The sequence below is a fragment of the Paenibacillus cellulosilyticus genome (assembly GCF_003182255.1).
Classification (GTDB): domain Bacteria; phylum Bacillota; class Bacilli; order Paenibacillales; family Paenibacillaceae; genus Paenibacillus_T; species Paenibacillus_T cellulosilyticus.
This window is the reverse complement of sequence record NZ_QGTQ01000014.1, coordinates 46,573-72,326: the sequence shown is the minus strand read 5'-3', so window position 1 is coordinate 72,326 and position 25,754 is coordinate 46,573. Positions and strand designations below refer to the sequence as shown.

20 protein-coding genes and 1 pseudogene are annotated in these 25,754 nt (G+C 51.9%); 6 read left to right on the top strand and 15 right to left on the bottom strand.

Annotated elements, in window-relative coordinates; all coding sequences use genetic code 11:
- Positions 1-11 precede the first annotated feature (11 nt).
- Together DFQ01_RS17695 and DFQ01_RS17690 are read right to left on the bottom strand one after the other, a co-directional pair.
- The gene (locus DFQ01_RS17695; protein WP_110045232.1) at positions 12-1,301 is read right to left on the bottom strand and encodes an acetylornithine deacetylase; all 1,290 of its coding nucleotides are present in this window, start codon (positions 1,299-1,301) and stop codon (positions 12-14) included.
- Positions 1,302-1,545: 244 nt separating this feature from the next.
- Positions 1,546-2,259, bottom strand: a complete 714-nt coding sequence (locus tag DFQ01_RS17690; protein ID WP_110045231.1) for a response regulator transcription factor — start codon at positions 2,257-2,259, stop codon at positions 1,546-1,548.
- A 458-nt stretch (positions 2,260-2,717) separates the two neighbouring features.
- Here DFQ01_RS17690 and DFQ01_RS17685 point away from each other — a divergent pair, with 458 nt between their 5' ends.
- Positions 2,718-3,092, top strand: coding sequence for a hypothetical protein (locus DFQ01_RS17685; protein ID WP_110045230.1), 375 nt, complete (start codon positions 2,718-2,720; stop codon positions 3,090-3,092).
- Between the two features lie 89 nt (positions 3,093-3,181).
- Positions 3,182-6,736 (top strand): NEAT domain-containing protein, encoded by a 3,555-nt coding sequence (locus tag DFQ01_RS17680; RefSeq protein ID WP_174812584.1) that lies wholly within the window; start codon positions 3,182-3,184, stop codon positions 6,734-6,736.
- A 114-nt stretch (positions 6,737-6,850) separates the two neighbouring features.
- Here the strand turns inward: DFQ01_RS17680 and DFQ01_RS17675 are convergent, their stop codons facing one another.
- Complete coding sequence (locus DFQ01_RS17675; protein ID WP_110045228.1) at positions 6,851-8,611, bottom strand: glycoside hydrolase family 2 protein; 1,761 nt, start codon at positions 8,609-8,611, stop codon at positions 6,851-6,853.
- A 314-nt stretch (positions 8,612-8,925) separates the two neighbouring features.
- Between DFQ01_RS17675 and DFQ01_RS17670 the strand changes: the two genes are divergently transcribed.
- The 3 genes and pseudogenes from DFQ01_RS17670 to DFQ01_RS17660 all read left to right on the top strand — a co-directional run bounded on the left by DFQ01_RS17670 (position 8,926) and on the right by DFQ01_RS17660 (position 12,099).
- Positions 8,926-9,318 (top strand): acyl-CoA thioesterase, encoded by a 393-nt coding sequence (locus DFQ01_RS17670; protein ID WP_110045227.1) that lies wholly within the window; start codon positions 8,926-8,928, stop codon positions 9,316-9,318.
- Between the two features lie 24 nt (positions 9,319-9,342).
- The gene (locus DFQ01_RS17665) at positions 9,343-10,998 is read left to right on the top strand and encodes a helix-turn-helix domain-containing protein (RefSeq protein WP_110045226.1); all 1,656 of its coding nucleotides are present in this window, start codon (positions 9,343-9,345) and stop codon (positions 10,996-10,998) included.
- 122 nt (positions 10,999-11,120) lie between these two features.
- Positions 11,121-12,099: pseudogene (locus tag DFQ01_RS17660) on the top strand (iron-hydroxamate ABC transporter substrate-binding protein).
- A gap of 60 nt (positions 12,100-12,159) precedes the next feature.
- On the opposite strand, the gene DFQ01_RS17655 reads toward DFQ01_RS17660, so the two are convergent.
- The 11 genes from DFQ01_RS17655 to DFQ01_RS17605 form a co-directional block, all read right to left on the bottom strand.
- Positions 12,160-12,936, bottom strand: coding sequence for an SDR family oxidoreductase (locus DFQ01_RS17655; protein WP_110045225.1), 777 nt, complete (start codon positions 12,934-12,936; stop codon positions 12,160-12,162).
- 159 nt (positions 12,937-13,095) lie between these two features.
- Positions 13,096-14,067 (bottom strand): ABC transporter substrate-binding protein, encoded by a 972-nt coding sequence (locus DFQ01_RS17650; RefSeq protein ID WP_174812583.1) that lies wholly within the window; start codon positions 14,065-14,067, stop codon positions 13,096-13,098.
- Between the two features lie 39 nt (positions 14,068-14,106).
- Positions 14,107-14,889, bottom strand: a complete 783-nt coding sequence (locus DFQ01_RS17645; protein WP_110045223.1) for an ABC transporter permease — start codon at positions 14,887-14,889, stop codon at positions 14,107-14,109.
- 26 nt (positions 14,890-14,915) lie between these two features.
- Positions 14,916-15,953: an ABC transporter substrate-binding protein gene (locus tag DFQ01_RS17640; protein WP_110045222.1), complete on the bottom strand. Its 1,038-nt coding sequence runs from the start codon at positions 15,951-15,953 to the stop codon at positions 14,916-14,918.
- 36 nt (positions 15,954-15,989) lie between these two features.
- Entirely contained in the window at positions 15,990-16,658 is a 669-nt protein-coding gene (locus tag DFQ01_RS17635) for a YcnI family copper-binding membrane protein (RefSeq protein WP_245946776.1), read from the bottom strand.
- 16 nt (positions 16,659-16,674) lie between these two features.
- Positions 16,675-18,348, bottom strand: coding sequence for a copper resistance CopC/CopD family protein (locus DFQ01_RS17630; RefSeq protein ID WP_110045220.1), 1,674 nt, complete (start codon positions 18,346-18,348; stop codon positions 16,675-16,677).
- Entirely contained in the window at positions 18,345-19,769 is a 1,425-nt protein-coding gene (locus DFQ01_RS17625) for a 4-hydroxyphenylacetate 3-hydroxylase family protein (protein WP_110045219.1), read from the bottom strand. Before DFQ01_RS17625 ends, DFQ01_RS17630 begins: the two co-directional genes overlap by 4 nt.
- Before the next feature lie 24 nt (positions 19,770-19,793).
- Complete coding sequence (locus DFQ01_RS17620; protein WP_110045218.1) at positions 19,794-20,672, bottom strand: ABC transporter ATP-binding protein; 879 nt, start codon at positions 20,670-20,672, stop codon at positions 19,794-19,796.
- Complete coding sequence (locus tag DFQ01_RS17615; RefSeq protein ID WP_110045217.1) at positions 20,669-21,925, bottom strand: 4-hydroxyphenylacetate 3-hydroxylase C-terminal domain-containing protein; 1,257 nt, start codon at positions 21,923-21,925, stop codon at positions 20,669-20,671. Before DFQ01_RS17615 ends, DFQ01_RS17620 begins: the two co-directional genes overlap by 4 nt.
- Before the next feature lie 30 nt (positions 21,926-21,955).
- On the bottom strand, positions 21,956-22,300 hold the full coding sequence (locus DFQ01_RS17610; protein WP_110045216.1) for a 4Fe-4S binding protein: 345 nt from the start codon (positions 22,298-22,300) through the stop codon (positions 21,956-21,958).
- Positions 22,297-23,901, bottom strand: coding sequence for an FAD-dependent oxidoreductase (locus DFQ01_RS17605; protein WP_110045215.1), 1,605 nt, complete (start codon positions 23,899-23,901; stop codon positions 22,297-22,299). Before DFQ01_RS17605 ends, DFQ01_RS17610 begins: the two co-directional genes overlap by 4 nt.
- 524 nt (positions 23,902-24,425) lie before the next feature.
- Here DFQ01_RS17605 and DFQ01_RS17600 point away from each other — a divergent pair.
- Positions 24,426-25,205 carry a cyanophycinase gene (locus tag DFQ01_RS17600; protein ID WP_110045214.1) on the top strand — a complete coding sequence of 260 codons (780 nt, stop codon included), beginning with the start codon at positions 24,426-24,428 and terminating at the stop codon, positions 25,203-25,205.
- 50 nt (positions 25,206-25,255) lie between these two features.
- Here the strand turns inward: DFQ01_RS17600 and DFQ01_RS17595 are convergent, their stop codons facing one another.
- Positions 25,256-25,741, bottom strand: coding sequence for a nitroreductase family protein (locus tag DFQ01_RS17595; RefSeq protein WP_110045213.1), 486 nt, complete (start codon positions 25,739-25,741; stop codon positions 25,256-25,258).
- Positions 25,742-25,754: the final 13 nt, after the last annotated feature.

Sequence of the window (25,754 nt, the reverse complement as noted above, 5' to 3'; positions counted from 1 at the left end):
TATGGTTTGTCTTAACGGATATTCTCTTTCTCTCGGTTGCACCAGTCTGCGATGAAGGCAATCATGATCTTGGTGTAATCGATCAGCTCCTGCATGTCCGTGCTTTCATCAACAGCATGGGCATGCGCAAGTTCGCCGGGACCGTAGATTACCGTCGGAATACCCGCACGACCAATCCAGCCCGCATCCGTAACCGTCGGGCTCATGCCCGCCTCGGGTTCGCTTCCGCGTACTTGCCGGTGACTAGCGAATAACGTCTTGAAGCCTTCGCTTTCCCGATCCAGCTCTAAAGATGGGAAGACCTCGCCTCGATCCTCAATCATCGATCGGCCTCCCCAGCGGAAGGTCGGGGGATGGTTCCGCAGCCAAGGATCTCCGGCTGCCACGCGCAGCAGATGCTCTTCGATCTCTGCAGCGACTGTCTCATAATCTTCGTCCGGGTAAAAATGCACCGTAATCCATAAGGCACAGCGGTCTGCAACAAACGCTGCATGACGGCCTCCTTCAATTACTGCCGGGTTAATCGTATTCGAACCGGCAGGGAAGCCAGGGTACGATTTGGTCACGGCCCAATGGCGCTCAAGCTCTTGGAGCCCATTAATAAGCTTGGCCATTTTCTCAATCGCGCTAGCCCCGTCGACACCGCCGCCTGCATGAATCATTCTGGATCGCATACCATCATGGTAAGTAACCGGACTTTGTACCGTTACCCAGCCGGTAATGACGCCGCCTTGCCCTTGAATCGCTAATGCGCTCGTATCCGCCACTACGGCGAAGTCCGCCGTACAGCCTCTCTCCATGCAAGCTCGCGTTCCCGCTTCGCCCGCCTCTTCGCCAATAACCGAATGGAACAACAAGTCTCCCTTCAGCTCCACGCCTGCCTCGCTAAGCAGCTTAACAGCGAATAATAGTGCCGCAAGGCCGCCCTTCATATCTGCGGTTCCTCGTCCGTAAGCTCTGCCATCGTGCAGAGTCAGCTGGAACGGATCAACCTTCCACTCCCCGCTGTCTCCGACCTCAGCAACGTCCATATGCCCGTTCAAGAGCAAGCTTCGATAACGTTCACGATCCGTACCGCGCTTCGTTGCCGTCACATTCGGATCACCGGGGTATACGTCCCACAGCTCCGTCTCAAAGCCGCAGGCTTTCAATTGCTCCTCCATAAACTGCTGTGCCTTCAGCGTATTCCTCGCTGGCGGACTAACCGTTGGAAAGGCAATCAATTCGCCCAGCAGCGCGAACAGCTCCTCCTGCCGTGCTTCCACTTGTTCCTGCAGTTGAGAAATGACTGAATGGCTCATCACTAATGTTCTCCTTTGGTTGGAACACAGGCGGGACAACGTAAAAAACCACTCGAAAATATACGAATGGTTACGATTCAATACATTCTCTACGCCAGCATTACCTGGTTCAGATTAACGGTCAGGGAAATAACGTTCCCAATCTCAGCCAGACTCCATCCAGCCCCCGCAGCCCTATATGAATAATTATTCTCACTATAGCTTATATGCCCGGCATTGACAACTAGAGGTGTACATTGCCGCGTTATATTGTGCTGCCTTCAGCTGTAGGCTGCCGATCTTGTACCAACGGAATGTCAAGCTTATATCCTATTCCTCTAATCGTATGGATCACGAATTCGCGTTCGCGCTCCGAGAATCGCTTGCGAAGCCGTTGAATATGTACATCTATCGTCCGTTCGTCCCCATTATAATCCGTCCCCCAAATAATTCGAATAAGCTCATCCCGCGAAAATACACGTCCCGGATATTCCGCAAGCTGAGCTAGCAGCTCGAATTCCTTGAGCGGGATAATCTGAACCTCTTCCCCATCGATGATCTCATAATTCTTCCTGTCAATGATCAGTTGATTCAGACGAATCTTGTCGCTGGATGCCAATGAATAGCGGCGGAATAACGCTTTTACACGGAATAATAGTTCCGGCAGCTCGAATGGCTTCGTTACGTAATCATCCGTTCCGCTCAAGTAGCCTTGCTCCTTATCGCTTAATTGGTCTCGCGCTGTAAGTAGAATAATAGGAATATCATAATTTTTACGAATAAATTCGCATAAGGTCAATCCGTCTACCATAGGGAGCACAACATCCATAATCGCAAGATCAACAGGCTGCTTCTCGAGTACAGCAATCGCTTCAAGTCCGTTCTGTACTTCCAATACGCGGAAGCCTTCACGTGTCAAATAATGACCGAGCAGCGTCCGCGTTTCGGAATCATCGTCCGCTATCAGCAATTGTTTCATTTACTCTTCTCACCTCTTATGCTGGTTTATAACGTGCTATGTTCTATCAAGGAAGACTCCTTGATATCATTCTGATAATGATAATTATTATCAGTAACATCCTACCAATTTTTTCTTTTCCCTGTCAACACCTGAATTCGGAGCAGAAGGACCGATTTAAACTGCTCTCCACCTTCTCCCAAAGTTGTAATCTAGAATTTATACTCCGTTCATATTCAACGTTTACAATTCGGCTCGTAGTCAAATATTGGGTTCGGGCAAGGCCTTATTTTTTTAAATTATCATTGATAATGATAATCATTATCCGGTATATCACCCGCATTGTGCCGTTCCCCGAGCCATGAAGAAAGGAGCAGATGCCCGTAAGCCATCATAATCGGATCGTACTAGCGCAGCATTCCACGACAATCGCAGCATCAACCGCAACATAATCCAAATTTAAGAGGAGCGATAATTGTATGAAACAAACTTTTAAAAAATCGATGGTTGCAATGCTTATGGCAGTAGTACTCGTAATGGTGATGGCGACTTCAGCCTTCGCTTCGTCTGAATCTTATCAATTCTATTACCAAGACGAATACCACGCACATTCTAGTTCATACATTGCAGGACCTGCAGATGTTGATGGTGGTAATGTGACGATTACATTGACGGGCAACTACTTCCCCGAGATTAAAGTAAGCGGCATCTCTTACTATGGTTCTTACAGCTCAACTACCGGTCTAACTACTTTCACATTCCCAGGAACCGCATCAGCCGATATTCCTCTCGATCTGAATGTTGTGGCCGGACCACATAGTGCATGGTATAGCTTAACGCTCACGTGGATCTAACGAACGTAAGCGTCGATTAAGTAAGGAAGCGTTGATCGATTACATCAACGCTTCCTACCATGTTCAATAAAACTAAAGGAGTATATCCCGTGATACGATCCATTAGAAGGTCAATAGCTATTCTGATTGCATTCACATTATTGCTTGGTCTCGTACATATCTCCCCTGCCGCTGCAGCGTCAACGGTTCGCGACGGCACATTCAACGTCTCCTTCCGATACGTCAAGGATGGCGAAAGCTCCACATCTGCTGCTGACAGCTTCATGTTGAAAGATACCGGCATGCTGATTATTACGAACGGCAAAGCCGTATTCGAGCATCAAATTACCAAACATAACTATGCGACCTTCGAATATTTCGGTGCACGACAACCCGGCGCAGCCAAGGCTGTCATCTCGACGAGCAGCGATGTTGAAACCGTCAGCGGAGCTGATGGCTATACGGCAGCTGTTGCAAGGGATGCGGAGAACGCCGATAACGTCGTCATTCAATTAGAGATTGAAGACGTCTATAAATCACAAGATATTCTGATGCACATCAACGACAAGGAAAACATTTTCGGTCTGCCTACCAGCTACAATCACTGGTACAATGCGCAGCTGGAGCTTCAATTGGATGGAATCGATCTCTCCCCTATTGACGACGTTGACAACGGCAGCGGCGGCAATGTCGATGTTACGCTCGATACGTTCAATGCACGCGTGGCAGCTGGCAAAGAGATTTATAACAATGCTGTTGAAGGCGAAACAGACGGTCTGTATCCTGCGGGATCGAGACAAGAGCTGCTCTCTCAGATCACCACAGCAGAAGCCATTGTGACAGGAGCGCCGAGCAATACCATTTTGCTGCAAGCGGCTTACACTATCGTGGATCAGGCCATCAAGAAATTCGAAGCGTCACGTATCGTTGTGAACAGAACTGTACTATCCAATTGGATTGCAGCTGCTAACGCGTGGCTTGCAACCAATCCGGTAGATACAGGTGTTACCGAAACCGGAGCCGTGGCTACCCTCACAGTGGGCGGAGCCTTCTCGGATGGCGAGTACCCTACCGATTTCCCCGACACCCAACGTGATGCGGACGGCAATCTGCTTGGCCTTACGGACAAAGTGAAATTGAACATCGCTGCCGCTGAACAGCTGCTGGCTGACCCGCTGGCGACGCAGTCCCAAGTCAATACGATGTACAATAACCAGTTGGCCCCATATAACTGGGACGCCATTGCTGCTCAACAATACCAATCGTCCGAAGTTGAGATTTACGTATTAGATTCGATGGCGCAAGGAACGAATGTTCCATCCATTTACGCTTCTGAGATCGCCGATACGGCCGTGTTCCTGAAACAAGCGGGGACGACAAGAACGGTTGCGAATATCACATTCCTGGATAATCCGGATGATGAGATCGAATTCACGGAGAAGGTCATTGCACAACCTTCCCTTAGCGCAAATACGGGACTATTCGGCAAATCCTATTCGAGCTCACCAGCTAAGCTTGTCACGCTGAGTACCAATGACATTGAGAAGGTATATCAGACGTACATCCGAGCAGAGAACGCAACCTATCCGCAAACGGATATGCTGTGGCAAGGTATCACAAAGCTCAAATACCCGATGACATTCGAAAATAATACGATCAAAGAAATTCCAGGCGTCACGCCAAGGGAAATCTTCATCAGTTTCAACGCATCCCAGCATAAAGCACTGCTAGCCTTGATTGATCAAGCCCAGCAGCTGCATGATGATGCCGTGGAAGGCAGCGCAGACGGACAGTATGCGACTGGCTCCAAGGAGGAGCTCCAAGCAGCGATTGATGCTTCTACCGAGCAAGGCGGATGGATGGCCGCTCCTCGCCCTCAAATTCTCGCTGCGACCACTTCGTTGCAAGCAGCGGTTGATCAGTTCAATACACAGCAAACGAGAAACGTGTCCTACTCTGTTGCCCATACATCGGATGAAGCGTTCTCGACGCTGGACAGCTATTTTGCCAAACCGGCTCAAGTCTCATATGTGGACGTGAATTCATTCAACGTGAAACTGACGATCAACAACAGTTCTTCGGTTTCGGCATTCAAAATCAAAACGGACAGCGATTATGCAGACGTCGACGTGGTTAGTGAGGACACAACAGCGAACACAAGAGTCATCTCGTTCGAAGTTAGCGATCTCGCTGCCCTGCTTGACGCACAGCTCACCATTGTAAACGCAACAACAAAAGCCGAGGAAACAAGCTCCGTTCGACTCAACTTCAATAATGTTGATAACGGTGCTCTCCTGACGCTGATCAAGGAAGCAACCACGGCACATGACAGTGCCGTAACAGGCACAGCAGCTGGTCAATATTCTGAAGTGGCCAAGACGGCTTTGCAGACTGCCATTACGGCAGCTAACAAAGAAGCTGTACGGACGCCAGCCGCTGCATCCGATACAACGGCGGCTATCCAATCCTTGCAGCGCGCCTTCGATACGTTCAAGGAATCGTATGTAAGCGGCGGCGGCACGGGCTCGAATTCGGGTACGACGACGCCATCCACCGGTCAAACGCCTCAGTATCCGGCTAACGGCAGCTACTATATGTCGTTCGAGATACTGAAGAATGGAACGAACGAGAGCTCCATTATGAACACTTACGTGTACACAACAGCGCTAGTCACGGTGTCGGGTAACACAAAGACCGTATCCTTCACGGTGAAACAGAGCAAAGAAATCGTTGGACTGAAGCTCAATGGCAGCAGCGGAACGGTAACGAGTGCAGATACGGCAAGTAATACCCGTGTTGTCACCTTCAAACTGTCCAGCTTATCTTCCAAGCTAAGCGGCTGGGTGAGCGTTAATTGGCCGGCAGTCAATTATGTTCACAGCTATGACGTGCAATATTTGTTCGATGAGGACTCTGCTTCGTACGCAGGCGATAACCCTACTGTCCCAGGCGGCGACGGCAATGTAGGCGCTCCTTCAGGTTTAGACAATCCGGGCAGCACGACGGGGGGCAGCAGTTCCGTAGACGACGAGGGCGATGAAGAGACTGCTCAAGAGAACGACAATGGGTCTGACAGTGAAGGAACGACTTCAACTGAACCAAACAACGGTTCGGAAGAAACAACGAATGCCGTGCAATTCTCGGATATTAATAACCACTGGGCGAAGTCCAGCATTGAGACAGCTGTGAAGCTCGGAATCGTAAATGGCTTCTCCGATGGCAGCTTCCGTCCGAACAATATCGTAACTCGAGGAGAGTTTGCAGCAATGATCAGCCGTGCATTGAAACTCGAAGATGAGGGTACGAATCCTGCATTCCAGGACTCGATTCCGGATTGGGCGAAGTCCCCTATCGCCCGCACCGTAGTTGCAGGACTCATGCAAGGCTTCTCGGATAACACGTTCCGTCCATCGGAACAGCTATCCCGTGCTCAGCTTGCCGTTATTATTGCAAGAGCCGCAAACCTTGAGCTGTCGGACAGCAGTACCACCAGCTTCAGTGACTGGGCTGACGTCCCGGCATGGGCGAAGAAAGAGGTAGCAGCCGCTGCGGATGCCGGTCTGATCCTGGGCAAAGGCAACAACTTTGCGCCTAACGATACAGCTACACGCGCAGAAGCACTGACACTCATTATTCGACTGCTGGAGTACCTTGGAACGAAATAATCGAAGCGTAGTTAAGCAATACGTTTTATGATGAGAGACAAAGCAAAGGCCGTCTTCGGTTTTCGAAGATGGCCTTTGCTCTTTGCTAATGTTGTTATTCCGTTATGAAGCGCATTAGGACAGATTGATTTGACGAATGAGTTCAAGCGGAACCTTCGGTTTCCGATCCTCCGTCAACAGGCCGTTAACCTCCTGCTGTACGTCTGTAATTTGCGTATAACAATACCCAACGAAATAGTCGGTTTCCTTGATCGCCTCGTGAATGCGACGGAACCGTTCGAGGAACCCCTCCTCCGTCGCCACCTGATTGCCGTAGCCCCAGCCCTTGTCGGACTTAAAGGCGATACCGCCGAATTCGCTCATCATGATGGGCTGTCCTTTGTACGAATAGCCGTCCGCGAACGCATACTTCCAATTGTTGAACGAGATGCTGTTGTTGACGACCGCATCCTTGTCCGCATAGGAGCGCATGAACTGCTCCTTCGTCTCCGCATAGTCATGAAGCGTAAGGATATCCGATACCGTATGCTCCCATCCGTCGTTCGTAATGACCGGTCGATTCGGATCATAGGCTTTGGTCAGATGATAGATCGCTTCTGTAAATTGCTGCTGGCGTTTGTTCTTGCGTATGTTCGCGACGCCCCAGGATTCGTTGAATGGCACCCAGGTAATAATCGACGGGTGATTATATTGCTGACGAACGACCCCCATCCACTCTTCTGTAAAGGTTTGTACCGCGTTATCGTTGAACTCGAATGTCGCAGCCATCTCGGACCAGACGAGCAGGCCTTTCACATCACACCAGTACAAGTAACGGGCATCCTCAACCTTCATATGCTTGCGCACGCCATTGTAGCCCATCTCGAGCGTCTTCTCGATATCTTCGAGAATCGCTTCTTCGGAAGGCGGCGTCAGATGACTATCCGGCCAATAGCCTTGATCAAGGATGAGCCGCTGGTAGATTGGCGTATTGTTCAGCAGCACCTTTCCCTGCTCGATCGAAATTTTGCGCATGCCGAAGTACGAGTACACATGGTCGACAACCGCATCGTTCTCATACAGGACGAACTCCACATCATACAGATTCGGGTGAGCAGGCGCCCAGTGGGTTTGCTTCCAAGGACCGTTCGCCTCGTGTACGAGATCAACCTCAAGCTGCATCCACGGGCGGTCAATCGTCAAGCCCACCTGCTTCACAGGTTGTCCCTTCAGTGAGATGATCGTCTCCAGGCGCAGTCGATTGGAGGCTGAATAGCCCTTCACTTGATATTCGAAGCGGATCGCGTTCGCATCGAAATCTGGCGTCATTTTGACTTGGTCGACGTGTGCAGGATGAACAGCTTCTAGCCATACGGATTGCCAAATGCCCGTCGTCTGTACATAGAAGCATTCGAAGTTGTCCTGTACCCAACGCTGCTTGCCGCGCGGCTGCGTCGCATCGAGACTATCCTCGACCTTGACCGTCAGCTCGTTAGCCGCTCCGAACGTTATATACGGCGTAATATCAAATGAGAACGCCACATAACCGCCTCGATGGCAGCCCACGTATTCACCGTTCACCCATACCTTCGCATCGTAATCGACCGCTTGGAAATTCAACACAATGCGCTTGCCTGCTTCGTCAGCCGGAACGTCGAAGCTGCGATTGTACCACACATTCGAATGATGCGCTTCTTCTCCAATGCCGCTCGCTTTCGTCTCGTAAGTGAAAGGAACGTTAATGATCAAATCGCCGCCAAACTGACGGTGCCAACCTGCCGCCTCACCTGCGTTGTCGTCGTCGAAGCCGAAGTTCCATTCCCCGTTCAAATTCGTCCAATTGTCCCGAACAAACTGGGGACGCGGATAATCTTTCATATATTTCTTAGTCGTCACAATGTTCAGTTCTCCTTTGCGATGATTTATTACAATATTATTGTTTTTATTGATAATATAAAGGCCATATAGCAGATGTGTCAATAATCACCTTATATTTATTGCATTCGTCAACAATATCTCGCAACCAATCTGGTCAATGAATTCGATTTTCGAGCGTGATCCGCTCTATTAATACAATATTATTGTAACAAATAGAATGACAGAATAAACCGACCCTTTTCGAGTAGTCCGTCTATTCATGCTATAGTGAATACAGGGGCTTGTTAGTCCATCACATTTGAACGTTTTAGCTACAAGGAGGATGGTTTGCAATGAAGGTCAGTCTTGATCTGATTGTTCGTTCCACCGAGATCGATGTGAACGGGCATGTGAATAATGCCAAGTATTTGGAGTATCTGGAGTGGGGCCGTGAAGAGTGGTATGACGAGAACCAGCTGCACTATGAAACGCTGCTAGGGCATGGCGTTCAAACGGTAACCGTCAACATTAATATCAATTACCGCAAAGAATGCAAACAAGGTGATCGGCTCACGGTGACGACTGAATCGCAATCGATCGGACGCAGCAGCTACGTGCTTCGCCAAGAGATCGTGAACGATCGCGGAGAGCTATGTGCAGATGCATTCGTAACAAGCGTGACGATGGACGTCGAGACGAGGAAAAGCCGTGCTGTTCCCGATGTGCTGCGCGCCTTGTTTGAATAGATTTCTTGTGGGGAGGACTTGGGCGTGACTACTGTGACCTCGGAGTGGATAAACTCGCATTTTCCAATCTATTCGGCTGCCAATATTCAATCGTTATACACCACGACGAATATGCCGACGCATAAAATAAACGAGCCTTCGCCCGTGCTAATTGGCGTCGCCCGTGGCAAAGGCATCCTTCGCATCGATGATCACGCCCACGAGCTGGCCGAAGGGAAGGTCGTCCTGCTTCCAGCGCACAGTCACGCTGTCCTAATTGCGAATCCTCAGCATCCGCTTCATGCTTATCGACTTTCCATCCATACGATGGAACAGACAGCTCCTCTGCTTGCTGGGGCAATGATTCAGAAGAGCGAGATGACTTCCCATTCCAATATGAAGCTTTTCTCTCATGTATCCGGCCTCGTCGCCCTGATGGAGGAGCTCTATATCCATCGAGCGACGGCAAGTGAAATACGCCATGTTCAGAATCAGATCGTCTTTCATCAAATCATCCTTCAGCTGTTGAAGCAGAACAATGAAAACGATGCAGCAGGCGATCAACCGTCGCTGGAGCGCAGCATTGCCTATCTAGAGAACCATTATATGGACAAAATATCTCGCGAGCATCTGGCTGAAATTGCTGGCGTCAGCCATTCGCATTACTCGATTTTGTTTAAACGAATGACCGGCTTCTCCCCTAAGGAATACTTGTCCAGACTGCGTATTCATCGTGCCATGGAACTGCTTATTAGCGGGTCAGGCACGCTTAGAGAAATTGCACTGGAAGTCGGCTACAAGGATGAGTTCTATCTCAGCCGCCGTTTTAAGCAGCACACCGGTACTTCGCCTTCCGGCTATAACCATCGGACGAACCCGCGTGTAGCTGTACTGCTCCCGCCTTATGCCAGTCACCTGATAACGCTTGGCTTGGAGCCGACTGTTATTATTGCTGAGAGCAATGAATACGTGAATACGACGGAGCTGGAGCCGCCGCAGTCGATCACGTTCATTAATGCATCAAGCTCGTCCGAGCAAATCGATGCAGCACTACTCCACAACGGCATCGAGCTCATTATTGCAGCCAACATGCATTTGGATATGAACGACTTGAACCTCGAACATCTGCGGGCGATTGCGCCTGTCATTGATATTTCGTGGATGGATCTCGGCTGGAAGGAGCATCTGCGGCTCATTGCCAAGGCCGTTCATCGGAGCGAGCTTGCGGAGCAGTGGCTTGCGGCTTTCGAACAAGAGGAACAGGAAGCACGCCCACGCGTGCAACAAAGTGCTGCAGCAAACGAAATTATTACGGTTCTTGTGAGCAAAACGGATGGGTTGTATGTATATGGCGCTCGTAATGCCGGATATGTCCTGTATCAATCGCTTGGACTGCGTCCTCCTGAACGAATACGGCGCGAGATCGATAAGCTCGGAGATCGGTTTCACTCCATCCCGATCGAACTGTCCGAGCTGCGCGATTATGCTGGGGATCGAATCTTAGTTAGTGTGTACCCGGATGAGAAAGGCTCAAGCTCACATTCGGATGCCTTATTCAACTCCTCCTATTGGCGTGCGCTTCCAGCCGTTCAGCGAAAGAACGTACATCTACTTGAGCTGGATGAATGGATTCCTTACAATCCGATATCCATCCGATTGCAGCTTCAACGGGCCATCGCTTTATTCGTCACCAATCAATAGTACAAGCCCATCTCCAAACAAAAAGGCATGGTTTGGCGTAAGTTGGATGCCTATAATAATCCTTGCGAGTGAGAATGATTTTCACAATCAAAGAGCATATCACAAGGGAGAGGCATCATTATATGAAAAAGCTTTTCGTTCCAATTATTTTATCGTTCATCCTTCTTCTGAGCGCTTGTGGAGAGTCCGCGACGAACAGTACGGATAACGCAAGCAATACGTCCGCGACGACTTCCGCGGTTCCTTCGACCGATACGACATCTGATGCATCGGCTGCGCAATCCGGCACAAGAACTTATGAGTCTGATAACGGTCCTGTTGAAGTTCCAGCTAATCCGCAGCGTGTTGTCGTTATTACCCGCTTCCTAACGGGCAACGTCATGCAGCTTGGCGTACCGCTGATCGGCGTAGACGAAATGTCCAAGGACAACCCGAATTTTGCAGATAAACTGAAAGATGTTGAAGTCGTAACGGAAGACAGCGTCGAGAAAATTATGGAGCTGAATCCGGACCTCATTATCGGCATGTCCGATATGAAGAACATCGACAAGTTCAAGCAAATCGCACCAACGGTTACGTATACGTATGGCAAGGTCGACTACTTAACGCAGCAGATCGAGATCGGCAAGCTGTTGAACAAAGAGAAGGAAGCACAAGCATGGGTTGATGATTTCTCTGCAAGATCGAAGAAAGCCGGCGAAGAAATCCGTGCAAAAATCGGTGAAGATGCAACCGTATCGGTTATCGAGACATTCAACAAACAGCTTTTATGTGTATGGCAATAACTTCGGCCGCGGAACGGAAATACTGTACCAGCCATTTGGCCTGAAGATGCCGAAGAAGGTTGAAGAAGCAACAGCAACGGATGGCTACTTCGCTCTCTCGTCGGAAGTGATGGGCGATTACTTCGGCGACTATGTCATCTTCAGTAAAAATGCAGAAGAAGACAACTCCTTCCAAGATACGGAGACGTACAAAAACACGACTGCTGCGAAAAACAATCACGTATTCGAAGCTGACGCAACCGCATTCTACTTCAATGACCCGCTTAGCATGGAATACCAGCTGCAGTTCTTTATCGATCACTTTCTTGGTGAATAAAATGAATAGATAGAAACAACAAGCAAGCCACGTCCCTTGACGTGGCTTGCTTGTTGTTTCTTAGCTTTCACTTAGCATCTTGTCGGTAGATTTACTAAGTTGATTCAGAATAAATTGCGGTGCAATTCGATTCATCATCATCAACGTATTGCTCTGGCCAGGCCGGATCTCATAACGATCCTGTTCCAGACCCTTGATCGCTTGTCCAACCATTGCGACGACATCCATCGGCTTGGAGCCTTTCATATCATCCGCATCGAACGAATCAAGCAACGTCGTCTGCGTCAATGGAGGCGCCAATTCAAATACTTTCACGTTCGTATTTCTTAGTTGGACGCGCAATGACTTCGTATACGAGTGCAGACCCGCTTTAGAAGCACAGTAGATTGGCGACATCGGCAGCGGAACAAACGCAAGTCCAGATGTGACATTCATAATCGCAGCAGCTTCCTGCTTCTTCAGATGTGGCAGAAATTGCTTCACCATGCGGATCGGACCGTTGAGATTTGTTTCGGTTTCGATGCTGATATCGAGTAGATCGATTTGGCTATCATGCAGATTGATTTTGCGCATAGTGCCTGCATTATTGATCAGGACATTTAACTGAGGAAACTGACCGACCACTGTATCGTGCAGAGCAATAATTGCTTCTGGGTCGCTTACGTCACTTTGAATCGTATGTACCTGTGGCAGCTGCTTCTTCGCTTTCTCCAATCGAGACTGGTCGCGCCCCGTAATAATAACGGTATTGCCAAGCTGAATAAGCCGCTTCGCCAATTCAAATCCAATGCCCGAGCTCCCGCCCGTGATCAGTACTGTGTTAGACGCTAGTTTCATGCTGTTTGTTTATCCTCTCCGTAGGGATGATAGGTAGCGAGACTTTAGTACTATAGTACAACAAGTTTTTATTAAAAAATACGTGTATTTCATACACAAATGACCCACGAGAGGGGCACTTGGTCAAAGTGTCCTTCTTGTGGGTCACGGTTCGGGTTCTTATTCCGTCATCCAATCGCGAATAAATAACTGAACATCAACACGGCTCTTCCTTTCGCCAAGCTCTTGGGCCGTATCGGCGATGCGCTGCTCCTCCTGCACAATGCTTGTGAGAAAAGGGGCGGTGCCGTACGCTTTGCGATCGAACGAACCTAACCAGCCGGCATGCTCGATGCTGGTCAAGCCTGCGAACAGCTCGGCCGCGTCGTGGACTTGTGCGCCGATCCAATCATCGTATTCGCTGATCGAATCAATCGCAAGCTTGAACAACGCCTCCCTCCCCTGCAAGCTTTCAGGTGTCGTTACGTAAATGTCTCGCTGAGCCACAGACTGTGAGCTATCTGCGATAATCCGTATGCCGAGCGGTTCAACATGGCTAAGCTCCGGCTCGCTTATTGCCCAAGCATCTGCCTCCCTCTGTTCCATGGCATGCAGCGTATCGGCAGGCGCAAGCTCAACTGCCTTGATGTCATGCTGCGACAAATTCGCTGCATCAAGCGCCTGCAGCAGCAGCAAATGCTCGTTGGAGGAAGGCGCGTATGCGACCTTCTTTCCTTTCAAATCGGCCATTGTGTAGATATCGGAATCCAGCGGGACAACGATCGCATAAGCGGCTGGATTGGCCGGTTCGGCTGCCAAATAAACGAGCGAGGCGTCCTCCCGGCGCAGTAGTGCGGGAACAGCATCCCCGATGGCGCCAATGTCGACGCGGCCTTCCTCGATGGCTCGAAACAACGAAGCGTCGTCATCGAACTGCTGCCACTCAACAGCAACCGATGACGACTGCTTCGCTAGCTTTGCTTCCAGATCGCCACGATCCTGCAAGCCGATCAAGGCACTGCTGCCGCTGTAACCGAGCTTCAGCTTACCGTTGTCGATAGGCTGTCTAACTAACTTATCGACTTCGGCATCCTGCTCTCCGCAGCCGGACAGAAGCAGCGCGATCGACAAGAGCGCGAGACCTAGCTGCAACCATAGCTGCGACCTTCTCATCGATCATCAGACTTACCGTTAACCATTGTTGGCAAGTCCTTTCCGCCAACGTGTAAACCGCGACTCAATGACCGCCAACAGGTAGTTAAGCAGCAGGCCGAGAACAGCGAGCAGAATAATGCCCGCGTACATATCGGGTATTTGGAAGACCTCCTGCGAATTCAAAATATAAAACCCGAGACCTGCCGACGAACCGATCATCTCGGCGGCAACTAACGCCGTAATGCAGTACGCTCCTCCCAGCCGAATGCCCGTGAAGATACTCGGCGCAGCCGCAGGCAGAATGACGCGGAAGAATAGAAATAACTGTGATCCACCCATCGACTTGGCGGAATCGATCAGCAGCTTATCAACTTGCTTCGTTCCACTAACCGTGTTCAACAGAATCGGCCAGAACGATGCCCAGAATATAATCGCTGTCTTGGATGATTCGCCAATGCCGAGAAACAAGATAAACACGGGGAACAAGGCAAATGCCGACACTTGTCTCGCTAGCTGGAGCAGCGGATCGAGAATTCTCTCGAACCGCTTGAACCAGCCAAGCAACAGCCCCGTAATTGTCCCTGCTGCGATGGCTAGCAAGAGGCCGGACAAGGAACGGCGCAAGCTTGCCGTCACATGCTTCCACAGCTCGCCGTTCTGGATGAGCTTACCGATCGCAACGACGACATCCGACGGCGGGCTTAAGTATGCGGAGTTAACGATGTCCAGTCGAGGCAGCAGCTCCCAGATCACGAAGAACGAGACGATCGCCAGGCTGCGATCGACAATTTTATTTAACCGTTTGGCTTTGCCGCTCATGAAGTCCCTCTCCTCTCCCCGGGAGCCTACAACGAAGCTTTGGTTGCAAACTCGTTAAATTCGTTCGTATAGACGTCCTTGACGGACACTTTGCCTTTCGGAATCTTGTCGTATTCTTCTAAGATATCGATGTAGTACTGAATCGGCTCTTCCGTCACGACCAGATCGTCCACGTAGGCGTACCGATCCACGTACTTCACGTCTATCCCGATTCGCTTCGCGATAATTTTCTTCGCTTCCTCCGGATTGGCGTTCACCCAGTTCGCCGTCTTCGCGATGGCCGATACGAAATCTCTTACCGCTTCCGGATGGTTCCGTGCGAACTTGCCGTTTACGCTGTATGGCGCCATTCCGCCAAGACCGCCGTCCAAGTCGTAGTCGCTCCATAATTTGACCAGCTTCTCGTTGTATTCTGCCTTGCCTGAGTATGGCGCGTGGATAATGGCAAGGTCGATGCCGCCCTGCTCCAACGTTTGCTCCTGCTTGTCGTCTGGAACGACGAGGAAGTTGATCTTGCTGATGTCAACGCCCTGCTCCTTGAACCACTTCTTGGAGACGAACTCGGCGCAAGCGCCGAAGCTATTGAATCCGATCGTCTTTCCTTCCAGATCCTTCGGCGTCTTGATCGAACCGTCGTTGCGCACAAAATATTTCATATGCGGCGCTTCCTGCAGCGTCTTGCCCCCCGCGGATACAACTTTAATGTCCGCGCCGCTGGCAATTGCCGATATGACGAGCGGCACCATCCGAGCGCCGAAATCAATGTCCCCTGTTCCGACGAGCGGAATGACTTGCGGTGCAGCAACCTTACCGACGTATTTCGGCCTTGTGCTCGTACCGTCGAAGTAACCAAGCTCATCGGCCAAATAGACAAGGTCAAAGCCGGGGTTGTCAGGATATTTGAATTCGACGATTTCCTTCTCTCCTCCCGCCCCTGCAGCTCCCGTATTCGCCGCTTCTTCTTTGTTCGTGGAATTGCCGCAGGAAGATAAGGCGACCGCAATCGTAAGAATCGCGGCAAGCTTCGTCCAATTTCTATTCCTTCTCCAAACCTTATTCAACATTTGCGTTCTCTCCTTCTATTAGACAATTGGTCTACATCACGAAGCCGTATGTTTGCTCCCACGCGAGCGCTGCGTCAGCAGCAATGCGATTACACCAATAAGGAGTGCGGCCAACGATATGTAAAAGGCAGACGACCTTAGCAGGCTATCATTGATGTCATTGCTCCCGCCGCCGCTTTCTACTGAGACGTGTTCCTCATGTTCTTGCTGAGCAACGGCCGCGCCGTGATGGTCAGCTTCCCCCGTTCCAGGAAGCACCTTCGTAACGGAAGCCGGCGTCTCCGCCTCGGCTCCGCCAGCCCATTCCACGACCGTGCCGTTCGCGTAGGTCTGTACCGCTTTCCACACAAGCTCCTGCGCGTCGTCTCCTACCTTGCCTTGCAGCTTGAATTCAGCAAACTCGCCATCCTTGAGTCCCGCGCCTTCTGCCGTCCAGACGATGGACGTTTTGGCTCCATTAGAGTCGTTGCCATATACATAGCTCCAGCCCGACAGCGGCTGGACGCGGCTGATCGCCACGCCGTCAGGGAATAACAGCTCGACCTTCGTCGTCTCCGATTCCAGCTCTGTCGGCACGCGGACCGTGAACACCTCGTAAGCGCCCTGCGTCGTTTCGTTGGGCGACACCGTTACATGCGCAGATGCCGTTCCGGCCAATGCCAGTATGAGCGCGAACAGAACAACCGCTCCGACCGTCCACTTCACCAAAATGTTCCTTCTGCTATTCTGCTTCGTTCTTACTATAAAAGGTTGTGTCCGTAACAATTTCGTCGAGCTTCTCATCCTGCACCCGCACCTCCAACTTCCACTTGCCCGGCAGCGACAAGTAGTTTCCTTCCGCCTCGTAATTGTAGTCGTACAGACTCAGCTTATTGCCGTCCGTCTGCATGATCGCTAGCGGCACGTCAATCGGTGGAATTTCCGGCTGATTGATCGATTGAAGCCGCAGCGTTACTTTCCTTGGCGCCTCATTCTCTTGTGCCGAAGCTTTCGCAGCTGTCTTACCCGATGCACTCTTCCATCCACCGATCGATACATGGAACTGGTTCGACACCCCGGCTTTGTTCGGCGTAATGATCGCTGCAAGATGTACGCCCTCTACCTTCTCATGCCAGAACACTGGACCTGTCGCCGCCAAAGGATTCAAGTAGGTAAACACGGCGGTAATGCCGACTATGACGAAGAACAAGCTGCCGTCAATCAACAGCCAAGTCGACCCGCGGCGCAATTTGCCACTTCGAAGTGATCGCCGGATACAAGCGCCCGTCATGATGACGAGAACGACTGCGCCTGTCTTGACCAGCATCAGCCTGCCCCATTGCGAGTCGAGCAAACGGTCGAAGCCGTCCGTATACAATGCAGCGGTCACGAGACCGCTGACGGCCAATATTGCAATCGCGATGAATGCTGCACGCGATAACAGCGCAGCGTCTGAGCCGTCACTTTCAGTCAGTCGCTTGACGCCGACGATTGCAAAGCCGAGCAATGCACCTGTCCATAGGCTTGCTGCAGTCAAATGCAGCACATCAAGTATGTATGTAAGCTGTGCAGCAGCATAACCGACAGCATGCCCGTTGAAGCCTTTAGCCGCGAATACGAGCAATATCCAACCGGCGTCTACGATCCGCCATCTTCCAGTTAACCAGAAGCCTAACAGCGCAACAGGGATTGCTATTGCGTACGACAACCCAATTGAGGTGCCAAACAGAAGGTCCAACCTTTCGGATGAATCAAAGCCGACACGCAGCTTGCCGTAGTCCTGCCATGCGAGCACCAGCAGTGCGAGCAGATGATACCCAACCAGCAGCATGCGGAACGTGTCGTAACGCCGTCTGTTCAGGTCGCTGATTCCCGGAGCGTACGCGCGTAAGCCCACCCACCCCGTTGCAACGAGCAGCCCGACGTAATATAAACCACGCGCGATCCAGTAAGGAACATTTTTGCCAAGCTCATGTTCGTCGTGCAAACGCGATGCCGATACATACTCCGTGTTCGCTTCTGTCGTCCTTCCGACCGTGAATACGTAAGAGGCACGAACCGGATGTCCGTCCGCCGACAATAGATGATAGGCGACCGTATAGCTTCCGTCCGAAAGCGATGGCAGCAATAATCGCATCGCCCGACGGTCAGGATCGAGAGCAGCTTCGTCACCCGTGACAGGCTGCCCTTTGCGGTCGTACACTTGAATAGCGAAGCCTTTGTTCTCTAGTCGCTCGTTGAATTGCAGCACGATGGCCGAGGGAGCTGCTTCGAGGCGGCTGTCCGGCGCTGGAGCCGCGTCCGTCAACGATGAATGGGCCGATCCGATGCCGCTAGGGAGCACCAACCAGATCGCCGATATGATCGCGAGGATGACAACGAGTCGAGGCGGCCTCCAGCGGAGCGGTTCGCTCATCCCGTTCTTCGACCCGCCTTCTCGAGCAGATGCTGCTTGTCGTACTCGACGTACTGCCCGGCATAAGTCCTCACCGGATCACCTGCGTAGAACCGCTCATAGAGCTCATGCCTAGCACCGAGGCGGCTGCCAACCAGCTCCCAGCTCAACTTCAGCAGCTTCACCCGCTCCTCCGCGTCCCGGTCTGCACCACGGTACACCTTCTGCAAGTGCAAGCCGAGTGGACCGTTCAATTCAGCGATGGTCGAAGGCACCTGAAGCATGCCTGCGCCAGACAATTGCTGCAATATTTCCAGCGCTCTTGGGTAGTAGCGGTTGCCTAAGTTCTTCGCAGTAACGATTGGCTCAAGCATAGGCTCCCACACGCCTAACGGATGAAGAGTCGCCCGATGCTCAGCAGATACCAGCAGCGCTCGTATGGACTCCAATTGGAAATACAGCTCCGCAAGCTTTTCCTGAACATGTGCGAATTTGCGGATGCCAATCGACTCAGCCAATTCGGTTCCAACCGCAGCTGTAAATTCGAGTTTACTCGTCAGTCGAACGATATTCTCGTGAAGACTGAGCGCTTTCCCCAGCCGATCCGAGCGAATGCTCCAGATCGCTTCCGGATCATCCTTAATAAACACTCTCTCCCACGGAATGAGTGCGTCGTCGAAGACGAGAACGGCGTCCATCTCGTCGAAGCGCGAGCTGAGCGGGTGATCCTCCTTCCGATTGGAAGCGAATGATTCGCGGCAGATCAGATGCACGCCTGGATAGCTGACCGGAACCGCGAACATGACCGCATACCGCTGCTCGTCGTTCGTTTTCTTGCTATGAGGCGACACGATGATTTCATCCATATAAGGAGCACCGGTCGCGATCATTTTGGCCCCTCTGACGATGATGCCATCTGCCGTCTCACGGACGATTCTCAATGCCGTATACAAATCGCCGAGCTCATGAGCCAGCTTCGTCCGATCGATCTGGGGGTCATGACCAGCTGCGGTCAACAGCAGATCGTTATCTCGAACGAACGCGTAGTAATCAGCCATTTTTTGCGGAAAATACGGCTGCTCCCCGCGGATGAGATTCCGTGCGATATACCAGCACGTCAACTGCGTGCGGTAGAAGCCGCCAACCCGGCTCATGACGCCAAACGTCGCGTCCGACCAGATTTGGAGCCCGCGGCTCCGTCTGAACAAATCGTCCTTCGACTCTGGAATGAGATAGGCAATATTAGCCTTAGCTCCGGTATCAGTCACGAAGGTGACTTGCGATTCGGTCGCCGCATTATCCTGTAAATCGAGTATGGCCGCTACAGACCGGACTGTGCCCCGGAACGCCGGATCGCTGCGGATATCGGGGACGATACCTCCGTCCAGCCATACCCGACGGCCGTCATTCAATCGATCGAGATATGCCTTGCCAGCCGACATATGCGTTCTCCTCCTCCTCTCCGGTCAGCCATGGCTTACTGCCTGCTCCGGCAATTGCTCTACCTCGATCTCTGCAAATGACTGTGGCTTGACAATGGCGGCAGGCTTGCCCAATTGCTGCGATTTGTCCACTTCATCCTTCAGAATTTCCCAAGCCCGCTGACGAAGATTGACGAATGCTTCCGAGTTGCGAATTTCCGCGGCGCGCGGACGCTCCAGCGGAATATCGATCAACTCCTTCACCTTGCCCGGCCTTGCCGTCATAACGGCGACCCGATCTGCCAGATAGATCGCTTCATCCAGGCTGTGCGTAATGAAGATAATCGTGTTCTTCTTCGCCTCCCAAATGCGGAGCAGCTCCGATTGCAATATTTCCCTCGTCTGCGCGTCTAGCGCTGCGAACGGCTCATCCATGAGCAGGACATCCGGATCGTAAGCGAGTGAACGGGCAATCGCGACGCGCTGCTTCATCCCGCCGGACAGCTCATGCGGATAACGGTTCTCGAAATCCTGCAAGCCAACGAGCTGGATGTATTCCCTCGCGATCGCCTTCCGCTCTTTCGACCGGACGCCACGGATTTGAAGTCCAACCTCAACATTTTGCAGAACAGTACGCCAAGGAAACAGCGCGTAGCCTTGAAACACAACGCCGTGCTTCTTGTTGACGCCATCGATCGGCACGCCATCCACCACTATTTCGCCGGACGTCTGCTTGGAAAGCCCTGCTAGAATAGAGAGCAAGGTTGATTTGCCGCATCCGCTAGGGCCAAGCACGGCGAGAAACTCCCCTTCTTTCACATCCAGGTCGAAGTCTGCCAATACGTGGATTGCATCCTTGTTCTTCGCTTCATTCGTCGATTTGAATTGCATTTGTACCTGTCTTGCCGATATTTTGACCGTCATGTTCGCACCTCCGCATCGTTATCGCTGTCTATCGATTGCACTGTCTGCCAGAATTCGAGATAACGGTTCCGAAGCCGCTGCACAGGGTATAGCCGATGCAGCTCCTGCGATTGCAGCAGCGGATCGCCGAATGCATGCTGCTCGCGCAGCTTTGTGACCGCTGCATCGGAGCTCCCCGCAAGCTGCCATGCCAATTGGAGCAGCGTAGGCTTGCCATTGTCACCGCTAGGCGCAGCCGACACGCTTGGATCGCTTAAGAAAGCGGCAGCTCCGATATGCTGTAAGACGTTCACCGCTGTGCCATAAAGCTCGCCACCTGCTTTGCGGGCTGATTGCAGCGGCGCAAGCGCTGGAAGCAGCACTCCTGCAGGACTCAGCGCAGCTCCTATCTCTGCCGCATGCAGCAGCGCCTTCAACGTCTCAATGCCTTGAATCAGCTCGCCGAGCTCTCCTTGGATATGGAGCTCGCCACTATGACCCGTTTGCTCCGCGAGCGCGAAGGCGACGCCCGCGATCAGCTCGATTGCTTCAAGCTGTCTGGAAGCCCACTGATAATCGGCGAGAGATTTGGTAAGAGGATGACTAAGCAGCCTCTTCAGACCTTCCGCATCCTGTCCGATCAACAACCTTTCTTGCGGGATTTTAACGTCTTCGTAGAGTGCAGTAACGCTGCCTCCGGTAGAAGTCGGAACGCCGCTCACGACAGGAAGCAGCTGCAGCCCCTCCGCATTCTTCGAAATAAGTGCCGCCGTCGTCGGTTCTGCCGCTCCTTCCTCGCGGACGAAGACGAGCAGCTCCTCCGCGAGCAGCGCGTCAGACCCGAACGTCTGCCTGCCATTTAGGCGAATTAATCCATCCGAATCTGTTCGGACAATCGGATGGTCCCCACTATGACGGGCGATCGGATGCAGCGAGGTCGTAATCACCGACAGCTGCCGTGCGCTTTGCCAATAAAGCTGCTTCCATGAGCTGGTCGTTCCGATCGTATACTCCTCTTCAACGTTCTCGCCCTCACCCCGCACATATCGCTCATGGGCGTACCATCCTGCAAGAAGGGAGTGAGCGTAATCGGACCAACCGTTCGCGAAGGCGCTAGAGCCTTCCGCTAGTCCGAAGAAACCAGACCGTTTTAACCGAAGCTCTTCTGGAGAACGCGGCAGCAAATACGCTTGCTCAAGCAACTGCTCAACCCTGTGCTCCCTTTGATCGTCGCCGAATTGCGGACGCGGTTCCAACTCTTGATTAATCGCCATGCTTATCGTCTCGCCTCTTCCTCTCGAATGTTAATGACCCGGCGTCTTCTGCATCGCCTTGAACATCAAATAAGATTGGTCGTTCGCCGCCCCAGGCGTTCGTCCTTTGCCCCAGCCTACCTGCTTACGATAGCTGCCCAATAAACCACTCTCGACTAACACCGACTCGGCAGGGGCCTCCACCGGATGATCGTGAGGAGACACGAATAAAGCATCCACTGGACAATACAGCTCGCACATGAAACAAGTCTGGCAGTCATCCTGCCTTGCGATAACCGGAATGCCGCTCGGTGATATGTCGAATACGCGAGTCGGGCACGCGCTGACGCATTGGCCGCACGCGATGCATCGAGTATTGCTAACGAGTTCGATCATCTCTCATGTACCTCCGTCGTTCGATGTAAGGCTGCTTCAGGCTTCACCCACACCTCATTCAAGCCTCCGGTCAAAATCCGGTAATGCTGGGCATCGTCGGTGCCGGGATAATCGAGCCGCTTATGCATGCCCCGCGACTCACGTCTTGCTAACGCCGACGCATACATCCACCTCGCGGTCGCCGTCATCGCCTGCGCTTCTCGCAGTCTTACTGCATCGGCGGCGTTCGCAGCTAAGGCGTGCTGCACCTTGCGCCATAGGCTGTTCAACCGTCCCAGCGACTGATTCAGCGTCGCTTCTGTCCGGAACAGGTTGATGTCGAACGGTTCGACCTCCCGTTTCACAGCAGCGACCCACTCCGACACATCGTCTGTGCTTGCGAGTGCGGACACCGATCCTTGGGCACTTACTCCCTTCAGTTCCCGTCTATCGCTTCTGCTGCCGAGACCAGTCGCATATGCGGATGCAGCTTCCCCTGCCCAATACCCCGAGGACATCGCCCATGCTGCGTTATGGCTGCCGCCTCCCGTGAATCCTCCGCATATGAACTGACGCGTCGCCGCATCGCCTGCTGCATACAAACCTGGAACTGCCGACGCGCACGATTCATCGATCAAATGAATGCCTCCGGTCCCGCGAACGGTGCCCTCTAGACGCAGCGTCACCGGAAACATCTGCGTGAAAGGATCGATGCCGAGTCGGTCGAACGGCAGGAAGAAGTTCGGCTGCGCCGCACGCATCCAACGCTGCATCTCTTCCGTCGCTCGGTCAAGGCGCGCATATACGGGCTGTGTCTTCAGCGTATGGGCAATGACTGAACGGCCTTGTTGCGAGCCTGCGCCTTCAATGATTGATCCGTCCTCGTAGTAGAAGGTCGCCCACGTATAAAAGGCCGTCTTCGTAACCGTTGCGAACGTCGGGCTAATCCCATAAGCGTTGGAGAATTCCATGCCGGACAAGCTGGCTCCCGCTTCCGCCGCGATGAGGTAGCCGTCCCCCGTCAGTACGTTGCAGCCAAGCGCTTTACTTAGAAAAGCGCAGCCGCCAGACGCGATGACGACCGCACCAGCCTTGACCGTCCAAGTCTCGCCGGTCTCGGTTCGCACGCCGCTCGCGCCGCCGACGCCATGCTCGTCAGCCAGCAGCTCCAGCGCCGGACTATGGTCCATAATGATGACGCCGGCTTTCTTGACCCGTTTGCGCATCAGCCTCATATATTCCGGTCCTTGCAGGCTGCGCCGATACGATTGACCTTCATCGTCGAGTGAATAGGGATACCCAGCCAGTGCCAGATCATTCATGTTGGCGTACGTTTGGTTAAGAACCCGCTTCATCCAACCGCGGTCGGCTAGGTATCCGCCAAGCGCTTCCCGGCTTTTCATCGCTGCCTCTTGCTGTTCCTCAGTTGGCTCGACATACCAGACGCCGGTTCCTGAAGGCGCAGTCGCCCCGCTCGTTCCGCAATAGCCTTTATCGACGAGAACGACGCTTGCTCCTTGAGCTGCTGCGGTGAGCGCCGCCCAAGTGCCGGCTGGGCCACCTCCGATTACCAACACGTCGGCGATCCGTTCCACATCGGATTGAATAGCTGCATTTCCCATGTTCAAACCCTCCTGTCTGAATTAATTAAAAGAGGCCTCGTCACCCGAGCTGGGTTACAAGGCCTCCGGTTTCCCGGTCGGTGCGGTGCTCGTATTGTGTTCTTCGAAGCAGCATCCTGCCTAGAAGCAGTATGCGAGTGCGAGACTATTGTGCCAGCACCACAGAATAGGGTATAGAGATACAAAAAACCGGAGACACGCTCTCTTCAAGAGGCGGAGTCTCCGGTTTTCCGGTATCCCTTTAGTTCCTATATGTTTAATATGAATTAATTACGAAGATCCTATCATGAATGCTAGCGAGCGTCAACGATTTGTTAGGACACGACCGATCTATAGATAGGATGAGACAAATCCCTTGTCAAGGGGAGCAAGCTATGTTACTGTAATTGCGACAATACGTATTAATCACATGAATATAGTTGGATATAAATTTGACCAGTCCACTGGAAAACATAACGGAATCGTTATGTTTTTTTTGTTTTTATACACCCTAAATTACTACATATGGAGAGGAAGCAGCACATATGACAGTAAACGGATTGTCCAACGGTTCCTTGGTTATAGCAGGTGGCGGTCGTCTTCCTGAGGGGATTATTAAGCGATTCATCGAATTAGCAGGTGGACCCGATCGTTCAATTGTTGTTATTCCTACTGCACAAGAAGAAGTAGACGTGACGAAGAAAGGGCACGAGATAAGTGCGTTCGAAGAAGCCGGCGTGCACAATATTACGGTTCTCCATACGAATGATCGGGAATTGGCCGATACGGAGGATTTCACAGCCCCCCTACGGTCGGCCGATGCCGTGTGGTTCACGGGCGGGCGGCAATGGCGACTTGCAGACGCCTATCTTCATACGGAGGTTCATCGCGAGCTTCATGCACTTCTCGAACGAGGTGGTGTGATCGGTGGATCTTCAGCCGGAGCAACAATTCAGGGCTCCTATTTGGTAAGAGGCGATACGAAGACCAATACGATACTAATGGGAGATCATGAGGAAGGCTTCGGATTCCTCAAGAACGTAACGATTGACCAGCATTTGATCAGAAGGAACCGGCAATTTGATCTTGTTCAAGTGATTGCCGCGCGTCCTGAATTGCTCGGTATCGGTATAGACGAAGCGACGGCTATCGTCGTACAGGGAGAAACCTTCGAGGTAGTGGGCAACAGCTATGTTTCCATTTACGATTCCAACTATTTGAACGATCATAACGGACAGTTTTATTTCTTGTCGCCGGGCGATACGTTTAACTTAGAGACGCGCGAAGCGCAATTATCGTACAACATTCAAGCGGCTTCTCTGTAGGACTCCACTGAACACCAAAAGCACACCAGCCATGGCGTGCTTTTTTCATTTTAAAGCGAACGCCAGTTCAATACTGCTGCAGATGATGTAGGGACCACTGCTGACGATTCATTGCAGAAACCCACCTCGAGAACCGCCACTATTCTTTCTTTGTCCATCACACCAAGCTGTTGGCAGTTTCTTCGATCATACATCCATTCATAGAAACAAACATTTGCACCTAACTTCTGCTCCCAAGCAAGCAGCCTGAAATTCTGAATGAGGCAGAATACAGCTGCCAAATTCTCATTCTGTTTATTTGCATCGTTCTCATTATTCATCGTGATGATTAAATATCCTGGCGCCTGTGCCTGGATAAAATCTAGTCCCCCCGTATTGTTGCGGCTAATATAAATAAATCTCCACGGCTCCCTGTTCCGATGATTCGGAGCCCATACTGCATGATTTAGCAGCTCAAGAATGAGCGCTTGTGGAACCGGACTCATATCCCATTGGCGATTGCTTATCCACTCATTACTTCTAACCATCAGTTTCATGGGTTGTGAAGCT

Coding starts and splice junctions, on each gene's coding strand:
- DFQ01_RS17600 (WP_110045214.1), top strand. CDS start 24,426: ATGACAGTAAACGGATTGTCCAACGGTTCCTTGGTTATAGCAGGTGGC.
- DFQ01_RS17620 (WP_110045218.1), bottom strand. CDS start 20,672: ATGACGGTCAAAATATCGGCAAGACAGGTACAAATGCAATTCAAATCG.
- DFQ01_RS17640 (WP_110045222.1), bottom strand. CDS start 15,953: ATGTTGAATAAGGTTTGGAGAAGGAATAGAAATTGGACGAAGCTTGCC.
- DFQ01_RS17695 (WP_110045232.1), bottom strand. CDS start 1,301: ATGAGCCATTCAGTCATTTCTCAACTGCAGGAACAAGTGGAAGCACGG.
- DFQ01_RS17685 (WP_110045230.1), top strand. CDS start 2,718: ATGAAACAAACTTTTAAAAAATCGATGGTTGCAATGCTTATGGCAGTA.
- DFQ01_RS17615 (WP_110045217.1), bottom strand. CDS start 21,925: ATGGCGATTAATCAAGAGTTGGAACCGCGTCCGCAATTCGGCGACGAT.
- DFQ01_RS17610 (WP_110045216.1), bottom strand. CDS start 22,300: ATGATCGAACTCGTTAGCAATACTCGATGCATCGCGTGCGGCCAATGC.
- DFQ01_RS17655 (WP_110045225.1), bottom strand. CDS start 12,936: ATGAAACTAGCGTCTAACACAGTACTGATCACGGGCGGGAGCTCGGGC.
- DFQ01_RS17670 (WP_110045227.1), top strand. CDS start 8,926: ATGAAGGTCAGTCTTGATCTGATTGTTCGTTCCACCGAGATCGATGTG.
- DFQ01_RS17595 (WP_110045213.1), bottom strand. CDS start 25,741: ATGAAACTGATGGTTAGAAGTAATGAGTGGATAAGCAATCGCCAATGG.
- DFQ01_RS17645 (WP_110045223.1), bottom strand. CDS start 14,889: ATGAGCGGCAAAGCCAAACGGTTAAATAAAATTGTCGATCGCAGCCTG.
- DFQ01_RS17630 (WP_110045220.1), bottom strand. CDS start 18,348: ATGAGCGAACCGCTCCGCTGGAGGCCGCCTCGACTCGTTGTCATCCTC.
- DFQ01_RS17625 (WP_110045219.1), bottom strand. CDS start 19,769: ATGTCGGCTGGCAAGGCATATCTCGATCGATTGAATGACGGCCGTCGG.
- DFQ01_RS17605 (WP_110045215.1), bottom strand. CDS start 23,901: ATGGGAAATGCAGCTATTCAATCCGATGTGGAACGGATCGCCGACGTG.
- DFQ01_RS17690 (WP_110045231.1), bottom strand. CDS start 2,259: ATGAAACAATTGCTGATAGCGGACGATGATTCCGAAACGCGGACGCTG.